This is a genomic window from Pseudomonas sp. NBRC 111143 (genome assembly GCF_001320965.1).
Taxonomy (GTDB): Bacteria; Pseudomonadota; Gammaproteobacteria; order Pseudomonadales; family Pseudomonadaceae; genus Aquipseudomonas; species Aquipseudomonas machongensis.
Window position 1 is genome coordinate 85,873 of record NZ_BCBT01000008.1, and the last position, 16,344, is coordinate 102,216.

14 protein-coding genes are annotated in these 16,344 nt (G+C 62.4%); 6 read left to right on the forward strand and 8 right to left on the reverse strand.

Features of this window, described 5'->3' with window-relative positions; all coding sequences use genetic code 11:
- Window positions 1-113: 113 nt before the first annotated feature.
- From argR to acs, 6 genes are all read right to left on the reverse strand, one after another.
- Entirely contained in the window at window positions 114-1,094 is a 981-nt protein-coding gene (gene argR, locus APH44_RS06765) for a transcriptional regulator ArgR (RefSeq protein ID WP_054891931.1), read from the reverse strand.
- 91 nt (window positions 1,095-1,185) lie between these two features.
- Window positions 1,186-1,950, reverse strand: a complete 765-nt coding sequence (locus APH44_RS06770; RefSeq protein ID WP_054891932.1) for an ABC transporter ATP-binding protein — start codon at window positions 1,948-1,950, stop codon at window positions 1,186-1,188.
- Window positions 1,951-1,972: 22 nt separating this feature from the next.
- A complete protein-coding gene (locus APH44_RS06775) occupies window positions 1,973-2,671 on the reverse strand; it encodes an ABC transporter permease (protein WP_054891933.1) in 699 nt (232 codons plus the stop codon).
- A complete protein-coding gene (locus APH44_RS06780; protein WP_054891934.1) occupies window positions 2,668-3,357 on the reverse strand; it encodes an ABC transporter permease in 690 nt (229 codons plus the stop codon). Before APH44_RS06780 ends, APH44_RS06775 begins: the two co-directional genes overlap by 4 nt.
- 92 nt (window positions 3,358-3,449) lie before the next feature.
- Window positions 3,450-4,235: an ABC transporter substrate-binding protein gene (locus APH44_RS06785; RefSeq protein WP_054891935.1), complete on the reverse strand. Its 786-nt coding sequence runs from the start codon at window positions 4,233-4,235 to the stop codon at window positions 3,450-3,452.
- Between the two features lie 507 nt (window positions 4,236-4,742).
- Window positions 4,743-6,704 (reverse strand): acetate--CoA ligase, encoded by a 1,962-nt coding sequence (gene acs / locus APH44_RS06790; protein ID WP_054891936.1) that lies wholly within the window; start codon window positions 6,702-6,704, stop codon window positions 4,743-4,745.
- Window positions 6,705-7,119: 415 nt separating this feature from the next.
- Between acs and APH44_RS06795 the strand changes: the two genes are divergently transcribed.
- Window positions 7,120-7,377 (forward strand): DUF2790 domain-containing protein, encoded by a 258-nt coding sequence (locus tag APH44_RS06795; RefSeq protein WP_054891937.1) that lies wholly within the window; start codon window positions 7,120-7,122, stop codon window positions 7,375-7,377.
- Window positions 7,378-7,495: 118 nt separating this feature from the next.
- Here APH44_RS06795 and APH44_RS06800 read toward each other — a convergent pair whose 3' ends face one another.
- Window positions 7,496-9,055 (reverse strand): sigma-54-dependent transcriptional regulator, encoded by a 1,560-nt coding sequence (locus APH44_RS06800; RefSeq protein WP_054891938.1) that lies wholly within the window; start codon window positions 9,053-9,055, stop codon window positions 7,496-7,498.
- 254 nt (window positions 9,056-9,309) lie between these two features.
- Between APH44_RS06800 and phhA the strand changes: the two genes are divergently transcribed.
- The 4 genes from phhA to APH44_RS06815 all read left to right on the forward strand — a co-directional run bounded on the left by phhA (window position 9,310) and on the right by APH44_RS06815 (window position 12,198).
- On the forward strand, window positions 9,310-10,095 hold the full coding sequence (gene phhA, locus APH44_RS06805; protein WP_054891939.1) for a phenylalanine 4-monooxygenase: 786 nt from the start codon (window positions 9,310-9,312) through the stop codon (window positions 10,093-10,095).
- A 39-nt stretch (window positions 10,096-10,134) separates the two neighbouring features.
- The gene (locus tag APH44_RS06810; RefSeq protein WP_054891940.1) at window positions 10,135-10,491 is read left to right on the forward strand and encodes a 4a-hydroxytetrahydrobiopterin dehydratase; all 357 of its coding nucleotides are present in this window, start codon (window positions 10,135-10,137) and stop codon (window positions 10,489-10,491) included.
- A 292-nt stretch (window positions 10,492-10,783) separates the two neighbouring features.
- Complete coding sequence (locus tag APH44_RS30330; RefSeq protein ID WP_256216352.1) at window positions 10,784-10,912, forward strand: hypothetical protein; 129 nt, start codon at window positions 10,784-10,786, stop codon at window positions 10,910-10,912.
- A gap of 92 nt (window positions 10,913-11,004) precedes the next feature.
- Complete coding sequence (locus APH44_RS06815; protein ID WP_054891941.1) at window positions 11,005-12,198, forward strand: MFS transporter; 1,194 nt, start codon at window positions 11,005-11,007, stop codon at window positions 12,196-12,198.
- 48 nt (window positions 12,199-12,246) lie between these two features.
- Here APH44_RS06815 and APH44_RS06820 read toward each other — a convergent pair whose 3' ends face one another.
- Window positions 12,247-15,267, reverse strand: a complete 3,021-nt coding sequence (locus tag APH44_RS06820) for an FAD-binding and (Fe-S)-binding domain-containing protein (protein ID WP_054891942.1) — start codon at window positions 15,265-15,267, stop codon at window positions 12,247-12,249.
- A gap of 173 nt (window positions 15,268-15,440) precedes the next feature.
- Between APH44_RS06820 and APH44_RS06825 the strand changes: the two genes are divergently transcribed.
- A complete protein-coding gene (locus APH44_RS06825; RefSeq protein WP_054891943.1) occupies window positions 15,441-16,325 on the forward strand; it encodes a LysR substrate-binding domain-containing protein in 885 nt (294 codons plus the stop codon).
- Window positions 16,326-16,344 lie beyond the last annotated feature (19 nt).

The window sequence follows — 16,344 nt, forward strand, 5'->3', positions numbered from 1 at the left end:
ACAGGAGAGGGAGATGCCCGCGGCGGCCCTATCGCGGGGCAAGCCCGCTCCCACAGCTACCCCGGCGAACTCAGAATCAGTGGGGCAGCTATGGAAGCGGACTCGCCCCGACCTCAACCGCGCTCGGCCGGCGCCGAACTCAACTCGAACGGGCTGCTGCTGCGCCGCTGGTTGCGGTCTTCCCGCGGCGTGGCGCCAAAGAAATTGCGGTAGGCGCTGGAGAAATGCGGCCCGGATGAGAACCCGCACGACAAGCCGATCTGGATGATCGACTTGCTGGTCTGCATCAGCATCTGCCGCGCCTTGTTCAGGCGCAGCTCCAGATAGTACTGGCTGGGCACGCGATTGAGGTACTGCTTGAAGATCCGCTCCAACTGCCGGCGCGAGACACAGACATGCTGGGCGATCTCGTCGGTGGTCAGCGGCTCCTCAATGTTGGCCTCCATCAACAGCACGGCCTGGGTCAGCTTGGGGTGGCTGGAGCCCAGACGATTCTGCAACGGGATACGCTGACGCTCCCCGCCTTCACGAATGCGCTCGACCACCAGTTCCTCGGACACCGCGCCGGCCAACTCTGCCCCGTGATCACGGGCCAGCACCGCCAGCAGCAGGTCGGTCACCGCCATGCCACCACAGGCCGTCAGGCGGTCGCGATCCCAGTCGAACAGATGACTGGTGGCGATAACCTTGGGGAAACGCTCTGCAAAGTCGTCCTGCCAGCGCCAGTGCACCGCCGCCCGGTAACCGTCGAGCAGACCCAGCAAGGCCAACGGGTACACGCCCGCCGACAACCCACCAATCATGCAGCCACTGCGGGCCAGGTGCTTGAGCGCCGCCGACAGCGCCGAACCCACCGCCAGCGGCGGCTCGTCAGCGAGCACCAGAAGCTTCTGGAAGCCCTCCAGCCGACCGTTCCAGGGCTCGCCCGGCAGGCGCCAGGCGCCCGCTTCGGCAGGCTCGGCCTGCAGGTACGCCAGCTCGTAGACCACATCAGGATGCACCCGCTGCGCCACCTGCAGCACTTCCTCGGCCAGGGCCAGGGTCAGCGGCTTGGTGCCGGGCCAGATAAGAAATCCGATTCGCTGGGTGGTCATAGGCTAGGTCCGAAACCTGAAGTCGAGTGAGGCACGGGTCATGCCGCGCTCGCTGCGCAGCATGCCCTATTCTGGTGCAGGAGTGCAGCTTTTACTTCAGGCTGCCCGAGAGGAACTGCTTGAGACGCTCGGATTGCGGATTGACCAGCACCTCACGCGGATTACCCCGCTCCTCGACCAACCCCTTGTGCAGGAACACCAGTTGGTTGGACACCTCGCGGGCAAAGCCCATTTCATGCGTGACCACCACCATGGTGCGGCCTTCCTGGGCCAACGACTGCATGACCTTCAGCACATCGCCCACCAGCTCAGGATCGAGCGCCGAAGTCGGCTCGTCGAACAGCATCACCTCAGGCTCCATGGCCAGGGCGCGAGCGATCGCCACACGCTGCTGCTCACCGCCGGACATGTGCCCGGGGAAAGCATCCTTGCGATGCGCCACACCTACCTTGGCCAGGTAGTGCTCGGCCTTTTCCAGCGCCTCCTTCTTGTTCATGCCCAGCACATGCACCGGCGCCTCGATGATGTTCTCGAGTGCAGTCATGTGCGCCCACAGGTTGAAATGCTGGAACACCATCGAAAGGCGCGAACGCATGCGCTGCAACTGCTTGGGGTCGGCAGCCTTGAGCGCGCCGTCCTTGCCGGCGACCAGCTTGAGCTCCTCGTTGTTGAGGAGGATCTTGCCGGCATGCGGCTGCTCAAGCAGGTTGATGCAGCGCAGGAAGGTGGATTTGCCCGAACCGCTCGAGCCGATGATGCTGATCACATCGCCTGCCTTGGCTTCGAGCGAGACGCCCTTGAGCACCTCGTGGCTGCCGTAGCGCTTGTGCAGGTCTTGGACTTGGAGTTTGTACATGCTGTCGATTCTCACAGAGCGGTCAGTGCTTGCGCGGCGCCAGGTAGCTGAGCCAGCGACGTTCGGCCATCTTGAACAGGCGCACGAGGATGAAGGTCAGGCACAGGTAGAACACGCCCGCCGTGATGTAGGCCTCGAAAGGCAGGTAGTACTGGGCATTGACCGTGCGCGCAGCACCGGTGATGTCGATCAGGGTGACGATCGACGCCAGGCTGGTGGTCTGCAGCATCATGATCACTTCGTTGCTGTACTGCGGCAGCGCCCGGCGCATGGCCGAAGGCAGCAGGATGCGGCGGTACATCTTGAAGCGCGACATGCCCATGGCCTTGGCTGCCTCGATCTCGCCATGAGGCGTGGCCTTGAGGCTGCCGGCGATGATTTCGGCGGTGTAGGCGCTGGTGTTGATGGCGAACGCCAGGCAGGCGCAGAAGGTGGCACTCGACAGCCACGGCCAGAAGATGCTCTCGCGCACCGCCTCGAACTGGGCCAGGCCGTAGTAGATCAGGAACAGTTGCACCAGCATCGGCGTGCCGCGGATCACGTAGGTGTAGAGCCACGCGATCAGGTTCACCAGCGGCTGCTTCGACACCCGCATCAACCCCAGCGGAATGGCCGCCAGCAGGCCGAAGAACAGCGACAGCGCCAGCAGCTTGAGGGTGGTCAGCAAACCACCGATGTACAGCGGCATGGCCTCCCAGATGACGTTGTAGTCGAAGATCATAGTTCAGCCGCCTTTACGCCCACCGAGTAGCGCTTCTCGAGATACTTCAACGCCAGCAGCGAAACGCTGGTCAGCACCAGGTACAGCGCCGCCACCGCCAGGAAGAAAGTGAAGGGTTCGCGGGTGGCATCCGCCGCCTGCTTGGCCTTGAACATCATGTCCTGCAGGCCGACCACGGAAATCAGCGCAGTGGCCTTGGTCAGCACCAGCCAGTTGTTGGTGAAGCCGGGAATGGCCAGGCGGATCATCTGCGGCACCATGATGCGGAAGAATACCTGGCGGCTGCTCATGCCATAGGCCGCGCCCGCTTCGGCCTGCCCCTTGGGAATGCCGAGGAAGGCGCCGCGGAAGGTTTCCGACAGGTAGGCACCAAAGATGAAGCCCAGCGTGCCGATACCGGCGATCATCGGGTTCAGGTCGATGTAGTCATCGTAGCCGACCAGTGGCGCGACCCGATTGATGATGTCCTGACCGCCATAGAAGATCAGCAGGATGAGCACCAGGTCCGGAATGCCACGGATCACCGTGGAGTACAGGTCGCCCAGCCAGGCCAGCCAGCGCACCGGCGACAGCCGCAAGGCCACGCCGATCAGGCCCAGAACGATGGCCAGGGCCATCGACGACAGGGCGAGCTGCAACGTCAGCCACGCCCCCTCGAGGATGACTGCCCCGTAGCCTTTCAACATGATTGGGATTCCTCAGGACTTGGGAATGAAAAAATGGTGCAAACCTCAGAGATTCTGCTGTTTGCACCATTGCACAGGTGAAACTCGACGATTTAGTTCGACTCTGGGCCGTAGATGTCGAAGTTGAAGTATTTCTTCTCGATCTCTTTGTACTTGCCGTTGGCGCGGATGGCGTCGATGGCAGCGTTGATGCGATCGGCGTTGGCCTTGTCGCCCTTGCGCACGGCAATGCCGACGCCGTCACCGAAGTACTTCACGTCGGTGAACGACGGACCGACGAAGGCGAAGCCCTTGCCGGCGTCGGTTTTCAGGAAGCCATCTTCGAGCAGAGTGGCATCGGCCACGGTGCCATCGAGGCGACCGGCGGCGACATCCAGGTAGATTTCGTTCTGGGTGCCGTAAGGCACGACGGTGGCGCCCTTAGGTGCCAGCACTTCCTTGGCGAAGCGGTCGTGGATAGAGCCGCGCTGAACACCGATCTTCTTGCCCTTGAGCTCGTCGAGGCTGTCGCTGACGGTGGAGCCTTCCTTCATCACCAGACGGGCTGGAGTCAGGTAGTAGCGCTTGGTGAAGTCGACAGACTTCTTGCGATCATCGGTGATCGACATCGACGACAGGATGGCGTCGATCTTGCGCACTTTCAGCGCTGGGATCAGGCCATCGAACTCCTGCTCGACCCAGGTGCACTTGGCTTTCATCTCTTCGCACAGGGCGTTGCCGATGTCGTAGTCGAAACCGGCGATGCTGCCATCAGGCTGCTTGAAGGCGAAGGGTGGGTAGGCGGCTTCGATACCGATCTTCAACGGCTTCTCGTCGGCCTGCGAGACCAGGGAAAACACAGACAGCGCCAGGGCGCCAAGCAGTGCAAGCTTCTTCATCAGGTAACTCCATCGGTACGGGGCAATACCAGGCAGGGACACGATTGCCGGATATGCGAATGAGTACAACGCGAGCCGCGCAGGGTTCGACCAAGGTCGCAGACCACGAGCGAGTGAGTGGCATTTTAACGACAGCCCGGTAGTCGATATTTCTTCAAAGCGACAACTACGTACAGAAGCGCCTGAAGCTGCGGGCGGCGATATTGACAGCTCTTGCGAAACATGCAAGCGCAAAAGGAAAACAACCTTTAGACGAAGCAATAAGCGGGCCTATTATTGGCAAAGCCTTGTAATCCGGCAAGTGCAGGGTGCAAGGCTGCAAAAAACGGCTACAGGATCGCACCCTGAAGGCACAGAAATGTTTCCCTTGGCCCCGTTTGAGTGCAATCACGGTGACAGCAGCGGGTTACCGATGAATGTCGGGTAACAGAATGCAAAAACCCCGCCGATTACCGGCGGGGTCTGGTTGCAAGACGCGGGGCAAGGCGGCCTACCCCCAAAGCATCATCACGCGGTCGCCAGGTTCATGGCCTTGTGCGTGTCGATCAGGTGCTGCACCACACCCGGGTCGGCGAGCGTGGAGATATCGCCCAGCGCATCGTACTCACCCGTGGCGATCTTGCGCAGGATACGCCGCATGATCTTGCCCGAGCGAGTCTTGGGCAGGCCTGGCGCCCACTGGATGACATCCGGCGAGGCGATCGGGCCGATCTCCTTGCGCACCCAGTTCTTCAGCTCCTGGCGCAGTTGCTCACTGGACTCCTCGCCGGCATTGAGGGTGACGTAGACATAGATGCCCTGCCCCTTGATGTCGTGCGGCACACCTACCACCGCGGCCTCGGCGACCTTGGAGTGGGCGACCATCGCGCTTTCGATCTCGGCAGTCCCCATGCGGTGCCCCGAAACGTTGAGCACATCGTCCACCCGACCGGTGATCCAGTAGTAGCCATCTTCGTCGCGGCGCGCACCGTCTCCGGTGAAATACATGCCACGGAAGGTCTTGAAGTAGGTGTCGACGAAGCGGTCGTGATCGCCATACAGCGAGCGCGACTGGCCCGGCCACGAATCGAGGATCACCAGGTTGCCCTCGGCCGCGCCCTCGATCAGGTTACCCAGGTTGTCCACCAGTGCCGGTACCACGCCGAAGAACGGACGGGTTGCCGAGCCCGGCTTGAGGCCGGTGGCGCCCGGCAGCGGGCTGATCAGGATGCCGCCGGTCTCGGTCTGCCACCAGGTGTCGACGATCGGGCAGCGCTCCTTGCCGACGGTCTTGTAGTACCAGTTCCAGGCCTCGGGGTTGATCGGCTCACCCACCGAACCGAGCAGGCGCAGGCTCGAGCCATCGGCACCGGCGACCGCCGCCTGACCTTCGGCCATCATCGCGCGGATGGCGGTTGGCGCGGTGTAGAGGATGTTGACCTTGTGCTTGTCGACGATTTTGGACACGCGGGTGATGTCCGGGTAGTTCGGCACACCCTCGAACAGCAGGGTGGTCGCGCCATTGGCCAGCGGGCCATAGACGATATAGCTGTGACCGGTGACCCAGCCCACGTCGGCGGTGCACCAGTAGACCTCGCCCTGACGGTAGTCGAACACGCGCTCGTGAGTGAGCGCGGCATAGACCAGATAGCCACCCGTGGTATGCAGCACGCCCTTGGGCTTGCCGGTAGAACCGGAGGTATAGAGGATGAACAGCGCTTCTTCAGCGCCCATTTCTTTGGGGGCGCAATGGCTGGAGGCGACCTTCATCAGGTCTTCGTACCAGATGTCGCGATGCTGGTGCCAGGCGATGTCACCACCGGTGCGCTTGCACACGATGATCTTCTGCACACTGTTGGTTTCAGGGTTGGTCAGCGCCAGGTCGACGTTGGCCTTGAGCGGCGTGCGGCGGCCGCCACGCAGTCCTTCGTCGGCGGTGATGACGACCTTGGACTTGCAGTCGATGATGCGCCCGGCCAGCGCTTCAGGAGAGAAGCCGCCGAATACCACGGAGTGGATGGCACCGATGCGGGCACAGGCCAGCATCGCCACCACGGCTTCAGGAATCATCGGCATGTAGATGGTGACCACATCGCCACGGTGCACGTCCTGGCCACGCAGGGCGTTGGCGAACTTGCAGACCTGCTCGTGCAGCTCGCGATAGGTGATGTTGCGGTGTTCGGAAGGGTCATCGCCTTCCCAGATGATCGCCAGTTGGTCGCCGCGCTCTTCGAGGTGACGATCCAGGCAGTTGTAGGAAACGTTCAGAGTGCCGTCGGCGAACCATTTGATATCGACATGGTGGTCGTCGAACGAGGTCTGCTTGACCTTGGTGAAGGGCTTGATCCAGTCCAGGCGCTGGGCCTGCTCGCGCCAGAAACCGTCCGGGTTGATCACCGATTGCTGGTACATGGCCTTGTAGGTGGCCTCGTCGGTCAGGGTGTTTGCCGCAACCTCGGGACGAACGGGATACAGTGGAGCCGCACTCATCTGTGTTACCTCGGTGTAATAGTTGTTTTTGTATGAGACGGTTTTAACTGTACCAGAGCGACCATGACCATTCGACGTTGGTAGTAACGAACAGCATGCGCCGCGGCGAAATTTCATCAAGGCGCTCTAGCCCGCGGAGCCCCAGGCCATCACTGAAGAATTCGGTACGTTCGTACCCGTGATTGTTACCGATTCTGTCAAAAGCCCGAAAAACTTTATCAAAACCAGATCTTTTTCAATTCGAAGCACACTCCTAGAATTCATCTCGCCAGCAACGGCAAGGCGATTAACTTCTTGTAACAGCCCCCACGAAGGCACGTTAATCCCGCTCTGATTCAACAGTAAAACTCTGGATGTACTCGCGGCGCCACAAGTGCCGCGTGCCCCCTCACGACCTTAGACAGGTAAATTGAAAATGAAAGCTTTACTGGTATTGGTACTTGGCAGTGTTTGCAGCGCGGCAATGGCCGACGATGTTGCAACGAACGCCGAGCAGATTCCGGTTGAACAGTACAGTTATTCGCAACACCTGGACATCGCCAAGGTGCTGTCCATGAGCGAAGTCCCGAATGTCTGCGAAGTGGTGCCGGCGCGCATGACCTACGAAGACTCCAAGGGCCAGAAGCACATTCTCGAATACCGCGTGATGGGCAACGGTTGCTCCAACGGCTAACGCCACGGCCCGCTCCCTTCGTCCGCTCTCGACATCTCCGTGGGAGCGGGCTTTTGTGGGAGCGGGCTTGCCCGCGAAAACAACACCGCCAATTAAATCTTCATTACTTGAAACTTCTTCAATCCACCGACTTGCCCAACGCATACTCACGCAACTTGTTGGCAATCGTGGTATGGGAAACACCCAGCCTTTTCCCCAGTGCCCGACTACTTGGAAACTCCGCGATCAAACTTTCCAACACCGCTTTTTCAAAGCGACCGACGATCTGCGCAAGTTCCCCGTCCAGCGAAAATTCACCCAAGGGTTGTCGCGCACCATAATCCGGCAAACGAATATGTTCGCCCTTGACCACACCGCCCTCACATAACGACACGGCCTGGAACAATACGTTTTCCAGTTGCCGGACATTGCCCGGCCAGTGATATTGGCTCAACTTGTCCATCGCCGCCGGCGCCAGGCGAGGCAATGCACAACCGATCTGCCGACTGGCCTGGTCGAGGAAGTGCTGCGCCAACCCCTCCAGCCCATCCATGCACTCACGCAGTGGCGGAATGTGCAACGACAGCACGTTGAGCCGGTGATAGAGGTCCTGGCGGAACTCGCCCCGCGCGCACAACTCCGACAGGTCGACCTGGGTGGCGCAGATCACCCGCACATCGAGATAGACCTCCTCGTCGCTGCCGACCCGGCGAAAGCAGCCGTCCTGCAGAAAGCGCAGCAGCTTGACCTGCAGGCGCGGGCTCATCTCCCCTACCCCATCCAGAAACAGCGTGCCGCCCGCGGTCAACTCCAGCAGCCCGAGCTTGCCCTCGGCCCGCGCGCCCTCGAACGCACCCGGGCCGTAGCCGAACAGCTCGGTCTCGGCCATTGACTCCGGCAACCCCGCGCAGTTGAGCGCCATCAGCGGTGCCTGGCCACGCGGGCTGGCCAGGTGACAGGCACGGGCCAGCAATTCCTTGCCGGTGCCGGTTTCGCCCTCGATCAGCAACGGCGCATCCAGCGGCGCCATGCGCCGCGCCTCGCGCACGACCGAGGCCATCACCCGTGAACTTTGGAAGATGCTGTCGAAACCACGCAGCTCCTGCTTGCGCACGTTGTAGATACGCTCGCCGATGCGATCGGCGCGATGCAGGGTCAGCACCGCGCCGGCCAGGGCTTCGCTGTCGTCATGTTCGGACTGCAAGGGCGCGATATCGGCCAGGAACACATCACCCTTGACCTTGATGCGCAACCCGTTGATCCGCGACTGGTTGGCCCGCACCAGTTCCGGAAGCTCGAAATCCTCGACATAGCGCGCCAGCGGCAACCCCGGCACCTCGTCGACCCGTACCCCGAGCAACTGCGCCGCGGCACGGTTGGCTGCAACGATGCTGCCTCCCATGTCGACCGACAGCACCGGAAACTCCAGCGCCCCTAGCAACGCATTGAGCTCCATGTGCCGCCGCTCGCTGGGCATCAAGCCGACGCGCTTGACCCCGAATACCCCGGCGATGGCTTCGAATTTTGGACGCAAGGCCTGGAACTGCAGGTTGATCAGGTTCGGGCAATGCAAATAGATGGCGTTGCCGTGATCGCCGCCGACCTCGCCACGCAACACGTTGATACCGTACTCCACCAACAGGTTGAGGATGTCGCGCAGGATGCCGATGCGGTTCTGGCAGTGGACTTTGATACGCATGAAAGGCCCCGAGGCAACCGACTTTATTCATCGGTGCGCAGAAAATTCGTAAAGATAAGCTGACAAAAATACCTTAACTGCCAGCCTGATACCCTTGATTTTTCGGGGCAACCCTCTATTTGTAAAATTATCGTTACAGAAACAACCCATTCCTTCCTTGTCACCCCGCAGATCGACCCGTGCAAAACCGCCTGCGTAAGGCTATTCCTAGGGCAAGTCCCACATAACAAGAAAGCCCTCACCAGGAGAGCTCCATGAAACAGACGCAATACGTGGCCCGCGAGCCCGATGCGCAGGGTTTTATCGACTACCCGCAGCAAGAGCATGCGGTGTGGAACACCCTGATCACCCGCCAGTTGAAAGTGATCGAGGGCCGCGCATGCCAGGAATACCTGGACGGCATCGACCAGCTCAAGCTGCCCCATGACCGCATTCCGCAACTGGGCGAAGTCAACAAGGTGCTGGGCGCCACCACAGGCTGGCAGGTCGCTCGCGTACCGGCGCTGATCCCCTTCCAGACCTTCTTCGAACTGCTGGCCAGCAAGCGCTTCCCGGTCGCCACTTTCATCCGTACCCCGGAAGAACTGGACTACCTGCAGGAACCGGACATCTTCCACGAGATCTTCGGCCACTGCCCGCTGCTGACCAACCCTTGGTTCGCCGAATTCACCCATACCTATGGCAAGCTCGGCCTGGCGGCGACCAAGGAACAACGGGTGTACCTGGCGCGCCTGTACTGGATGACCATCGAGTTCGGCCTGATGGAAACCGCCCAGGGCCGCAAGATCTATGGCGGCGGCATCCTCTCCTCGCCCAAGGAGACGGTCTACAGCCTGTCCAGCGAACCCGAACACCAAACCTTCGATCCGATCGAAGCCATGCGTACGCCCTACCGTATCGATATCCTGCAGCCGGTGTACTTCGTCCTGCCGAACATGAAGCGCCTGTTCGATCTGGCCCACGAGGACATCATGGGCATGGTCCAGCACGCCATGCAGTTGGGCCTGCACGCGCCGAAATTCCCACCCAAGGCGGCCTGAGCCGTCTTGCCGACAACAACTCGAAAGCGGAAAACCTCCATGAATGCCTTGAACCAAGCCCACTGCGAAGCCTGCCGTGCTGACGCGCCGAAGGTCAGCGACCAAGAGCTGGCCGAACTGATTCGCGAGATCCCGGACTGGAGCGTGGAAGTGCGCGACGGCCACATGGAACTGGAGCGCGTGTTCCTGTTCAAGAACTTCAAGCACGCCCTGGCCTTCACCAACGCCGTCGGCGAAATCGCCGAAGCCGAAGGGCATCACCCCGGCCTGCTCACCGAGTGGGGCAAGGTCACCGTGACCTGGTGGAGCCACTCGATCAAAGGGCTGCACCGCAACGACTTCATCATGTGTGCCCGCACCGACAAGGTCGCTGAGACGGCTGAAGGGCGTAAGTAACGCCAGCTGGATCGCGTCGTTCTCTTCGCGGCGGCTCCACGCTCCAACAAGCCCGCACCTACAGGAATAGTGACCTACCTGCAGGTGCGAGCTTGTCGGGGCGCTGGACCGCCGCGAATGCATTCACAGCAAAACCGAGGCGCACACCGTCCGCTATTCGCCCGCAAAACCGACAAGCGAGAGGGAAAAATCTCAAACTGTCATCCAGACTGCTGTATCCTGCCCCAGCTTTTCAAAAGCTTCCAACGCGCCAAGCGCTGCCCTTTCACTCACACTTGCGAGGAACGACGAGATGCATGAAATCCCGAATCTTCCCTTCCCAAGCCTGAACCCCGAAGAGCAAACCGTCACCGCCCACGCCGCCGAGCCGGCACCTGCTTCGCAGGACAGTGACGATCAATCCAGCGCCGATCAGGAATAACCGCGCATCCCCACCGACCGTGTGAAAACGGCTGACCTGCGGGTCATCCCCGTCATCACGTTTTCACACAGTCCAGAACCTTGAAGGCCCCCATGCCCGACTCACCGCGTCCTCTTGCGGTTACCCTGCAAGTCGTCTCCATCGTTCTCTTCACCTTCATCGGCTACCTGAACATCGGCATCCCCCTCGCCGTGCTGCCCGGCTATGTGCACAACGACCTGGGTTTCAGTGCCGTACTCGCGGGCCTGGTGATCAGCGTCCAGTACCTGGCAACCCTGCTCAGCCGCCCGACCGCCAGCCGTATCATCGACAACCTCGGCAGCAAGAAGGCGGTGATGTGGGGCCTGTTCGGCTGCGGCCTGAGCGGGGTGTTCATGCTGGCCTGCAGCTTCCTCACCCACTTGCCCTGGCTGAGCCTCACTTGCCTGCTCATCGGGCGCCTGGTGCTGGGCAGCGCGGAAAGCCTCGTGGGCTCGGGCTCGATCGGCTGGGGCATCGGCCGCGTCGGCGCCGAACACACCGCCAAGGTCATCTCCTGGAACGGCATCGCCAGTTATGGCGCGCTGGCCGTCGGCGCGCCGCTAGGGGTGCTGATGGTCCAGGGCCTTGGGCTGTGGAGCATGGGCGTGAGCATCATCCTGCTGGGCGTTCTGGGCCTTGCACTGGCCTGGCCCAAGCAGGCAGCACCGGTGGTGGCGGGCAAGCGCCTGCCCTTCCTGCAGGTGCTGGGCAAGGTATTCCCGCATGGTTCGGGGCTGGCGCTGGGGTCGATCGGTTTCGGCACCATCGCAACCTTCATCACCCTCTACTACGCCAGCCGCAACTGGCCGAACGCTGCGCTGACCCTGAGCCTGTTCGGCGCCAGCTTCATCTGTGCACGCCTGCTGTTCGGCAATCTGATCAACCGCATCGGCGGCTTTCGCGTGGCCATCGCCTGCCTGTCGGTGGAAACCCTGGGGCTGCTGATGCTATGGCTGGCACCCAACGCCGAGCTGGCCCTGGTCGGCGCCGCGCTGAGCGGATTCGGCTTCTCGCTGGTCTTCCCGGCACTGGGAGTGGAAGCCGTGAACCAGGTTTCGGCAGCCAACCGCGGGGCTGCGGTCGGTGCGTATTCGCTGTTCATCGATCTGTCGCTGGGGATCACCGGGCCGCTGGTCGGTGCGGTGGCCTCAGGCTTCGGCTTCAGGTCGATCTTTCTGTTCGCCGCAGGTGCGGCGGTTTGCGGGCTGGTGCTGAGCCTGTATCTGTACCGCCAGGCACGGCTGGGGCGAGAGCTGCACGGCTGAAGGCTGCGCTGGCCTCTTCGCGGGCACCCCCGCGAAGAGGCCGTGAGATCAGTGCACCAGGTACTGCAACACCACCTCCAACGGATGGCGAAGCTGTTTCTCGGCCATGCGCTTGACCTGGCTACGGCACGAATAGCCCGTCGCTAACGCCTCGCCTTCCTTGTCCAGCTTGGTCGCCCACGACTGCTCGAAGATAGTCTTCGAAGCCTGCTGATTACGCGCCTCGTGCCCGTAGGTGCCCGACATCCCGCAGCAACCGGTGGCCTCGGTGGCAAGCTTGAGCCCCATCCGCGCAAACACCTGCTCCCACTGCCGGGTGCTGGCCGGAACGTTGGTCTTCTCCGTGCAATGCGCCATCAGGCGGAAGCTGCCGCCCTTCCCTGCAGCCTGTTCGGGCAACGCATCCATCAGCCACTCCTGCGGCAACAGCACTGCCGGACAACCCTCCAGGCCGTCGACCTTCTGGTATTCCTGGCGATAGACCAGGGTCATCGCCGGATCCAGGCCCACCAACTGCACACCGCAATCAGCCAGGGCCTTGAGCTGCCGGCCATTGCGAATGGCTGCCTTGGCGAAGGCGCCGAGGAAGCCCTGCACATGCAGCGGCTTGCCGTTGGCGCTGTAGGGCGCCAGGAACACCTTGTAGCCCAGCCGGTGGGCCAGTTCGATGAACGAAGCCAGCAGCGGCGTCTCGAAGTACCGCGTGAAAGCGTCCTGCACCAGCACGATGCTGCGCTCGCGCTGGGCCGGGGTCAGCTCGCGCAGCGCCGGCACACTGGCCACACCCACACGGCAGCGGGTCAGGGTGGACTGGAAGTTGAAGCGGCTGATCAATGGGCTGTCGACCATGCCGACCTTGTCGGCCAGCAGGCGGCTGACCCACTTCGACCCCATCACCGCGTTATACAAGCCCGGCGCATGGGCCAGGTACGGAATGGTGAACTCCAGCGAGCCGATCAGATAGTCACGCAGCGGGCGCTGGTAGCGACCGTGGTAGAGCTCGAGGAAACGTGAACGGAAGTCCGGTACGTTGACCTTGATCGGGCACTGCCCCGCGCACGACTTGCACGCCAGGCAGCCGGCCATGGCGTCGTACACCTCGTGGGAAAAGTCCTCCTGGCCCTGACGCTGGGCCCGCAGGTTGGCCAGGCGCTTGGGCAGGCCCTTGATCCACGACGCCTTGCGCTGGGCCGAGGCCAGCACATCGATATTGGCCTCGCCCTGCAGGCGCAGCCATTCACGGATCAGCGAGGCGCGCCCCTTGGGTGAATGGCGACGCTCGCGGGTGGCCTTCCACGACGGGCACATGGCGTCGTTGGGGTCATAGTTGTAGCAGGCGCCGTTGCCGTTGCAGTGCACGGCGCTGCCAAAGCTCTGCCACACGCGCTCGTCGATGTTACGGTCCAGGTCGCCACGCAGGGTGACACCATCGACCGGCGTCAGGCCCTCGGCGCTGTCGGGTGGTGTGCAGATCTTGCCCGGGTTGAGCTGGTTGTAAGGGTCGAATGCGCCCTTGAGCCGCTGCAGGGCCGGATACAGTTCACCGAAGTATTCCGGCACGTATTCCGAGCGCAGCCCCTTGCCATGCTCGCCCCAGAGCAAGCCGCCATAGCGCTTGGTCAGCGCCGCCACCGCATCGGAGATCGGCTTGACCAACGCGGCCTGGGCCGGGTCTTTCATGTCCAGCGCAGGACGCACGTGCAGCACCCCGGCATCGACGTGACCGAACATGCCATAGGCCAAGCCATGGCCATCGAGCAGCGCACGGAATTCGGCGATGTAGTCGGCCAACTGCTCCGGCGGTACCGCGGTATCTTCCACGAACGGCTGCGGCCGCACCTCGCCCTCGACGTTGCCGAGCAGCCCCACCGAACGCTTGCGCATGGTGTAGACGCGCGTCACTGCCTCGGCGCCCTCGGCGAGGGTGTGGCCCAACCGCTCGACGCTGGTATCGCTGCGCAGGTGTTCGACGAAGGCCTCGACGCGGGCATTGACCTCGTCCGGCTCGTCGCCGCAGAACTCGACCAGGTTGATACCCAAGGTCGGGCGCTCGGCGTCGGCAGGGAAGTATTCGGCGACGCTGTGCCAGACGATATCCTTCATCGCCAGCATCAGCACCTTGGAATCGACGGTCTCGATCGACAGCGGCTTGTGCGCCATCAACGCATTGGCATCACGCAGAGCGTCCATGAAGCTGGTGTAGCGCACGTTGACCAGCACCGCGTATTTCGGGATCGGCAGCACGTTGAGCTTGGCCTCGACCACATAGCCCAGCGAGCCTTCGGCGCCGCACAGCACGCTATTGAGGTTGAACAGGCCCTGCTCGTCGCGCAGGTGCGCCAGGTCGTAACCGGTCAGGCAACGGTTGAGCTTGGGGAAGGTGGTCTCGATCAGCTCGCCTTGGGTCTGCTGGATCTCGCGCGCCATGCGATAGACCTCGCCGACCCGGCCAGGTGCGGCGCAGGCCTGCTCCAGCGCAGCGTCGTCGATCGGGAGGCTGTGCAGTCGCTCGCCCCCGAGCAGCACGCTGTGCAGCTCGAGCACGTGGTCACGGGTCTTGCCGTAGGTGCAACTGCCCTGGCCACTGGCATCGGTGTTGATCATGCCGCCGACCGTGGCGCGGTTGGAGGTCGACAGCTCAGGGGCGAAGAACAGCCCGTGCGGCTTGAGCGCAGCGTTGAGCTGATCCTTCACCACACCAGCCTGCACCCGCACCCAACGCTCCTGGGTGTTGATTTCGAGGATGGTGTTCATGTGCCGCGACAGGTCGACGACGATGCCGTCGGTCAGCGACTGGCCGTTGGTCCCCGTACCGCCGCCGCGCGGGGTCAGCTTGATCTGCCGAAAACGCGGCTCGGCCATCAGCGTGGCGACGCGCGCCACGTCGTCGGCATCGAGCGGGAAGACGGCCGCCTGGGGCAGGCGCTGATAGATCGAGTTGTCGGTGGCCAGCACCGTACGGGTGCCGTAGTCGGCGCTGATCTGGCCGCGGAAGCCGCTGGCACTTAGGGCTTCGAGGAATTCGGGGTAACCGGCGGCAGGCGCACGGACGGGCAACTGGGCGATCATCGAAGGATGGCCTCTTGTATGGGCAGGTTCACGGTCTGGCATCACCGGCAGGCGACGCTCTGTTGCTCATCCGGCATGAATAACTCCGGGCCGGATGACGAATAGGCCAATGTTCCTGTACTTTCCAGCCGAGGGCAAACGGATAATCCTGCCGCTATCGATGAGTTTCATGAATGAATTACCGCCACCTGACCCCATCGATGTCCTTGCTGCTGGCCTTCGAGGCCGCCGCCCGGCATGAAAGCTATACCCGCGCGGCCGTCGAGCTGTCGCTGACCCAGAGCGCAGTCAGCCGCCAGGTCCAGGCGCTGGAGCAGCAACTGGGCCTGACCTTGTTCCGCCGCGAAGGGCGCCAGGTGCAATTGACCGATGTCGGGCGCCTGTATCAGCGCGAGTTGAGCGAAGCCCTTGGGCGTATTCGCAGTGCCACGCTGCAGGCACTCGCCTACCAGTCCGGGGTCGGTACCCTGCGCCTGGCGACACTGCCCACCTTCGGTTCGAAATGGCTGCTGCCGCGCCTGAATGCGTTCTACAGCGCGCATCCCGGGATGCTGGTGCACATTCATTCACGCATCGAGGCGATCAATTTCGACACCAGCGAGATCGATGCCGCCATCGGCGTGGCCAGCCACGACCTGCCCGGCCTGATCTGCCACCGGTTGCATGCCGAGGAACTGGTGGTGATCCTGCCGCCGCAGGCGGCGGGTGCTGCGCAGACATGGACGCCAGCGCGGATAAGCGAAGAGCTGCTGCTCAATGTCGCCAACAATCCACATGCCTGGGGCGAATGGTTTTCCCATCATGAACTGGCGCATCGCGCCATGCGCCTGGGGCCGAGCTTCGAGCTGACATCGCATCTGATCCAGGCGGTACGCGCCGGGATCGGCATCGGCCTGGTGCCAAGGATTCTGGTGGCCGAAGAACTGGCCAAGGGCGAGCTGTTCAGCCCGGGCGAGGCGTTTGCAAGCCAGCGCAGCTACTACCTGATCTATCCGCCGCGCAACGAGGCGCTGCCCTCGCTCAGGGCGTTTCGCGGGTGGTTGTTGGAGCAGATTTAGCGGCTGCCTGGTTGGGCGC

Bases quoted from the DNA above. Each gene is read 5' to 3' on its own strand.
- argR (WP_054891931.1), bottom strand. From the start codon at position 1,094: ATGACCACCCAGCGAATCGGATTTCTTATCTGGCCCGGCACCAAGCCG.
- APH44_RS06770 (WP_054891932.1), bottom strand. From the start codon at position 1,950: ATGTACAAACTCCAAGTCCAAGACCTGCACAAGCGCTACGGCAGCCAC.
- APH44_RS06775 (WP_054891933.1), bottom strand. From the start codon at position 2,671: ATGATCTTCGACTACAACGTCATCTGGGAGGCCATGCCGCTGTACATC.
- APH44_RS06780 (WP_054891934.1), bottom strand. From the start codon at position 3,357: ATGTTGAAAGGCTACGGGGCAGTCATCCTCGAGGGGGCGTGGCTGACG.
- APH44_RS06785 (WP_054891935.1), bottom strand. From the start codon at position 4,235: ATGAAGAAGCTTGCACTGCTTGGCGCCCTGGCGCTGTCTGTGTTTTCC.
- acs (WP_054891936.1), bottom strand. From the start codon at position 6,704: ATGAGTGCGGCTCCACTGTATCCCGTTCGTCCCGAGGTTGCGGCAAAC.
- APH44_RS06795 (WP_054891937.1), top strand. From the start codon at position 7,120: ATGAAAGCTTTACTGGTATTGGTACTTGGCAGTGTTTGCAGCGCGGCA.
- APH44_RS06800 (WP_054891938.1), bottom strand. From the start codon at position 9,055: ATGCGTATCAAAGTCCACTGCCAGAACCGCATCGGCATCCTGCGCGAC.
- phhA (WP_054891939.1), top strand. From the start codon at position 9,310: ATGAAACAGACGCAATACGTGGCCCGCGAGCCCGATGCGCAGGGTTTT.
- APH44_RS06810 (WP_054891940.1), top strand. From the start codon at position 10,135: ATGAATGCCTTGAACCAAGCCCACTGCGAAGCCTGCCGTGCTGACGCG.
- APH44_RS30330 (WP_256216352.1), top strand. From the start codon at position 10,784: ATGCATGAAATCCCGAATCTTCCCTTCCCAAGCCTGAACCCCGAAGAG.
- APH44_RS06815 (WP_054891941.1), top strand. From the start codon at position 11,005: ATGCCCGACTCACCGCGTCCTCTTGCGGTTACCCTGCAAGTCGTCTCC.
- APH44_RS06820 (WP_054891942.1), bottom strand. From the start codon at position 15,267: ATGATCGCCCAGTTGCCCGTCCGTGCGCCTGCCGCCGGTTACCCCGAA.
- APH44_RS06825 (WP_054891943.1), top strand. From the start codon at position 15,441: ATGAATTACCGCCACCTGACCCCATCGATGTCCTTGCTGCTGGCCTTC.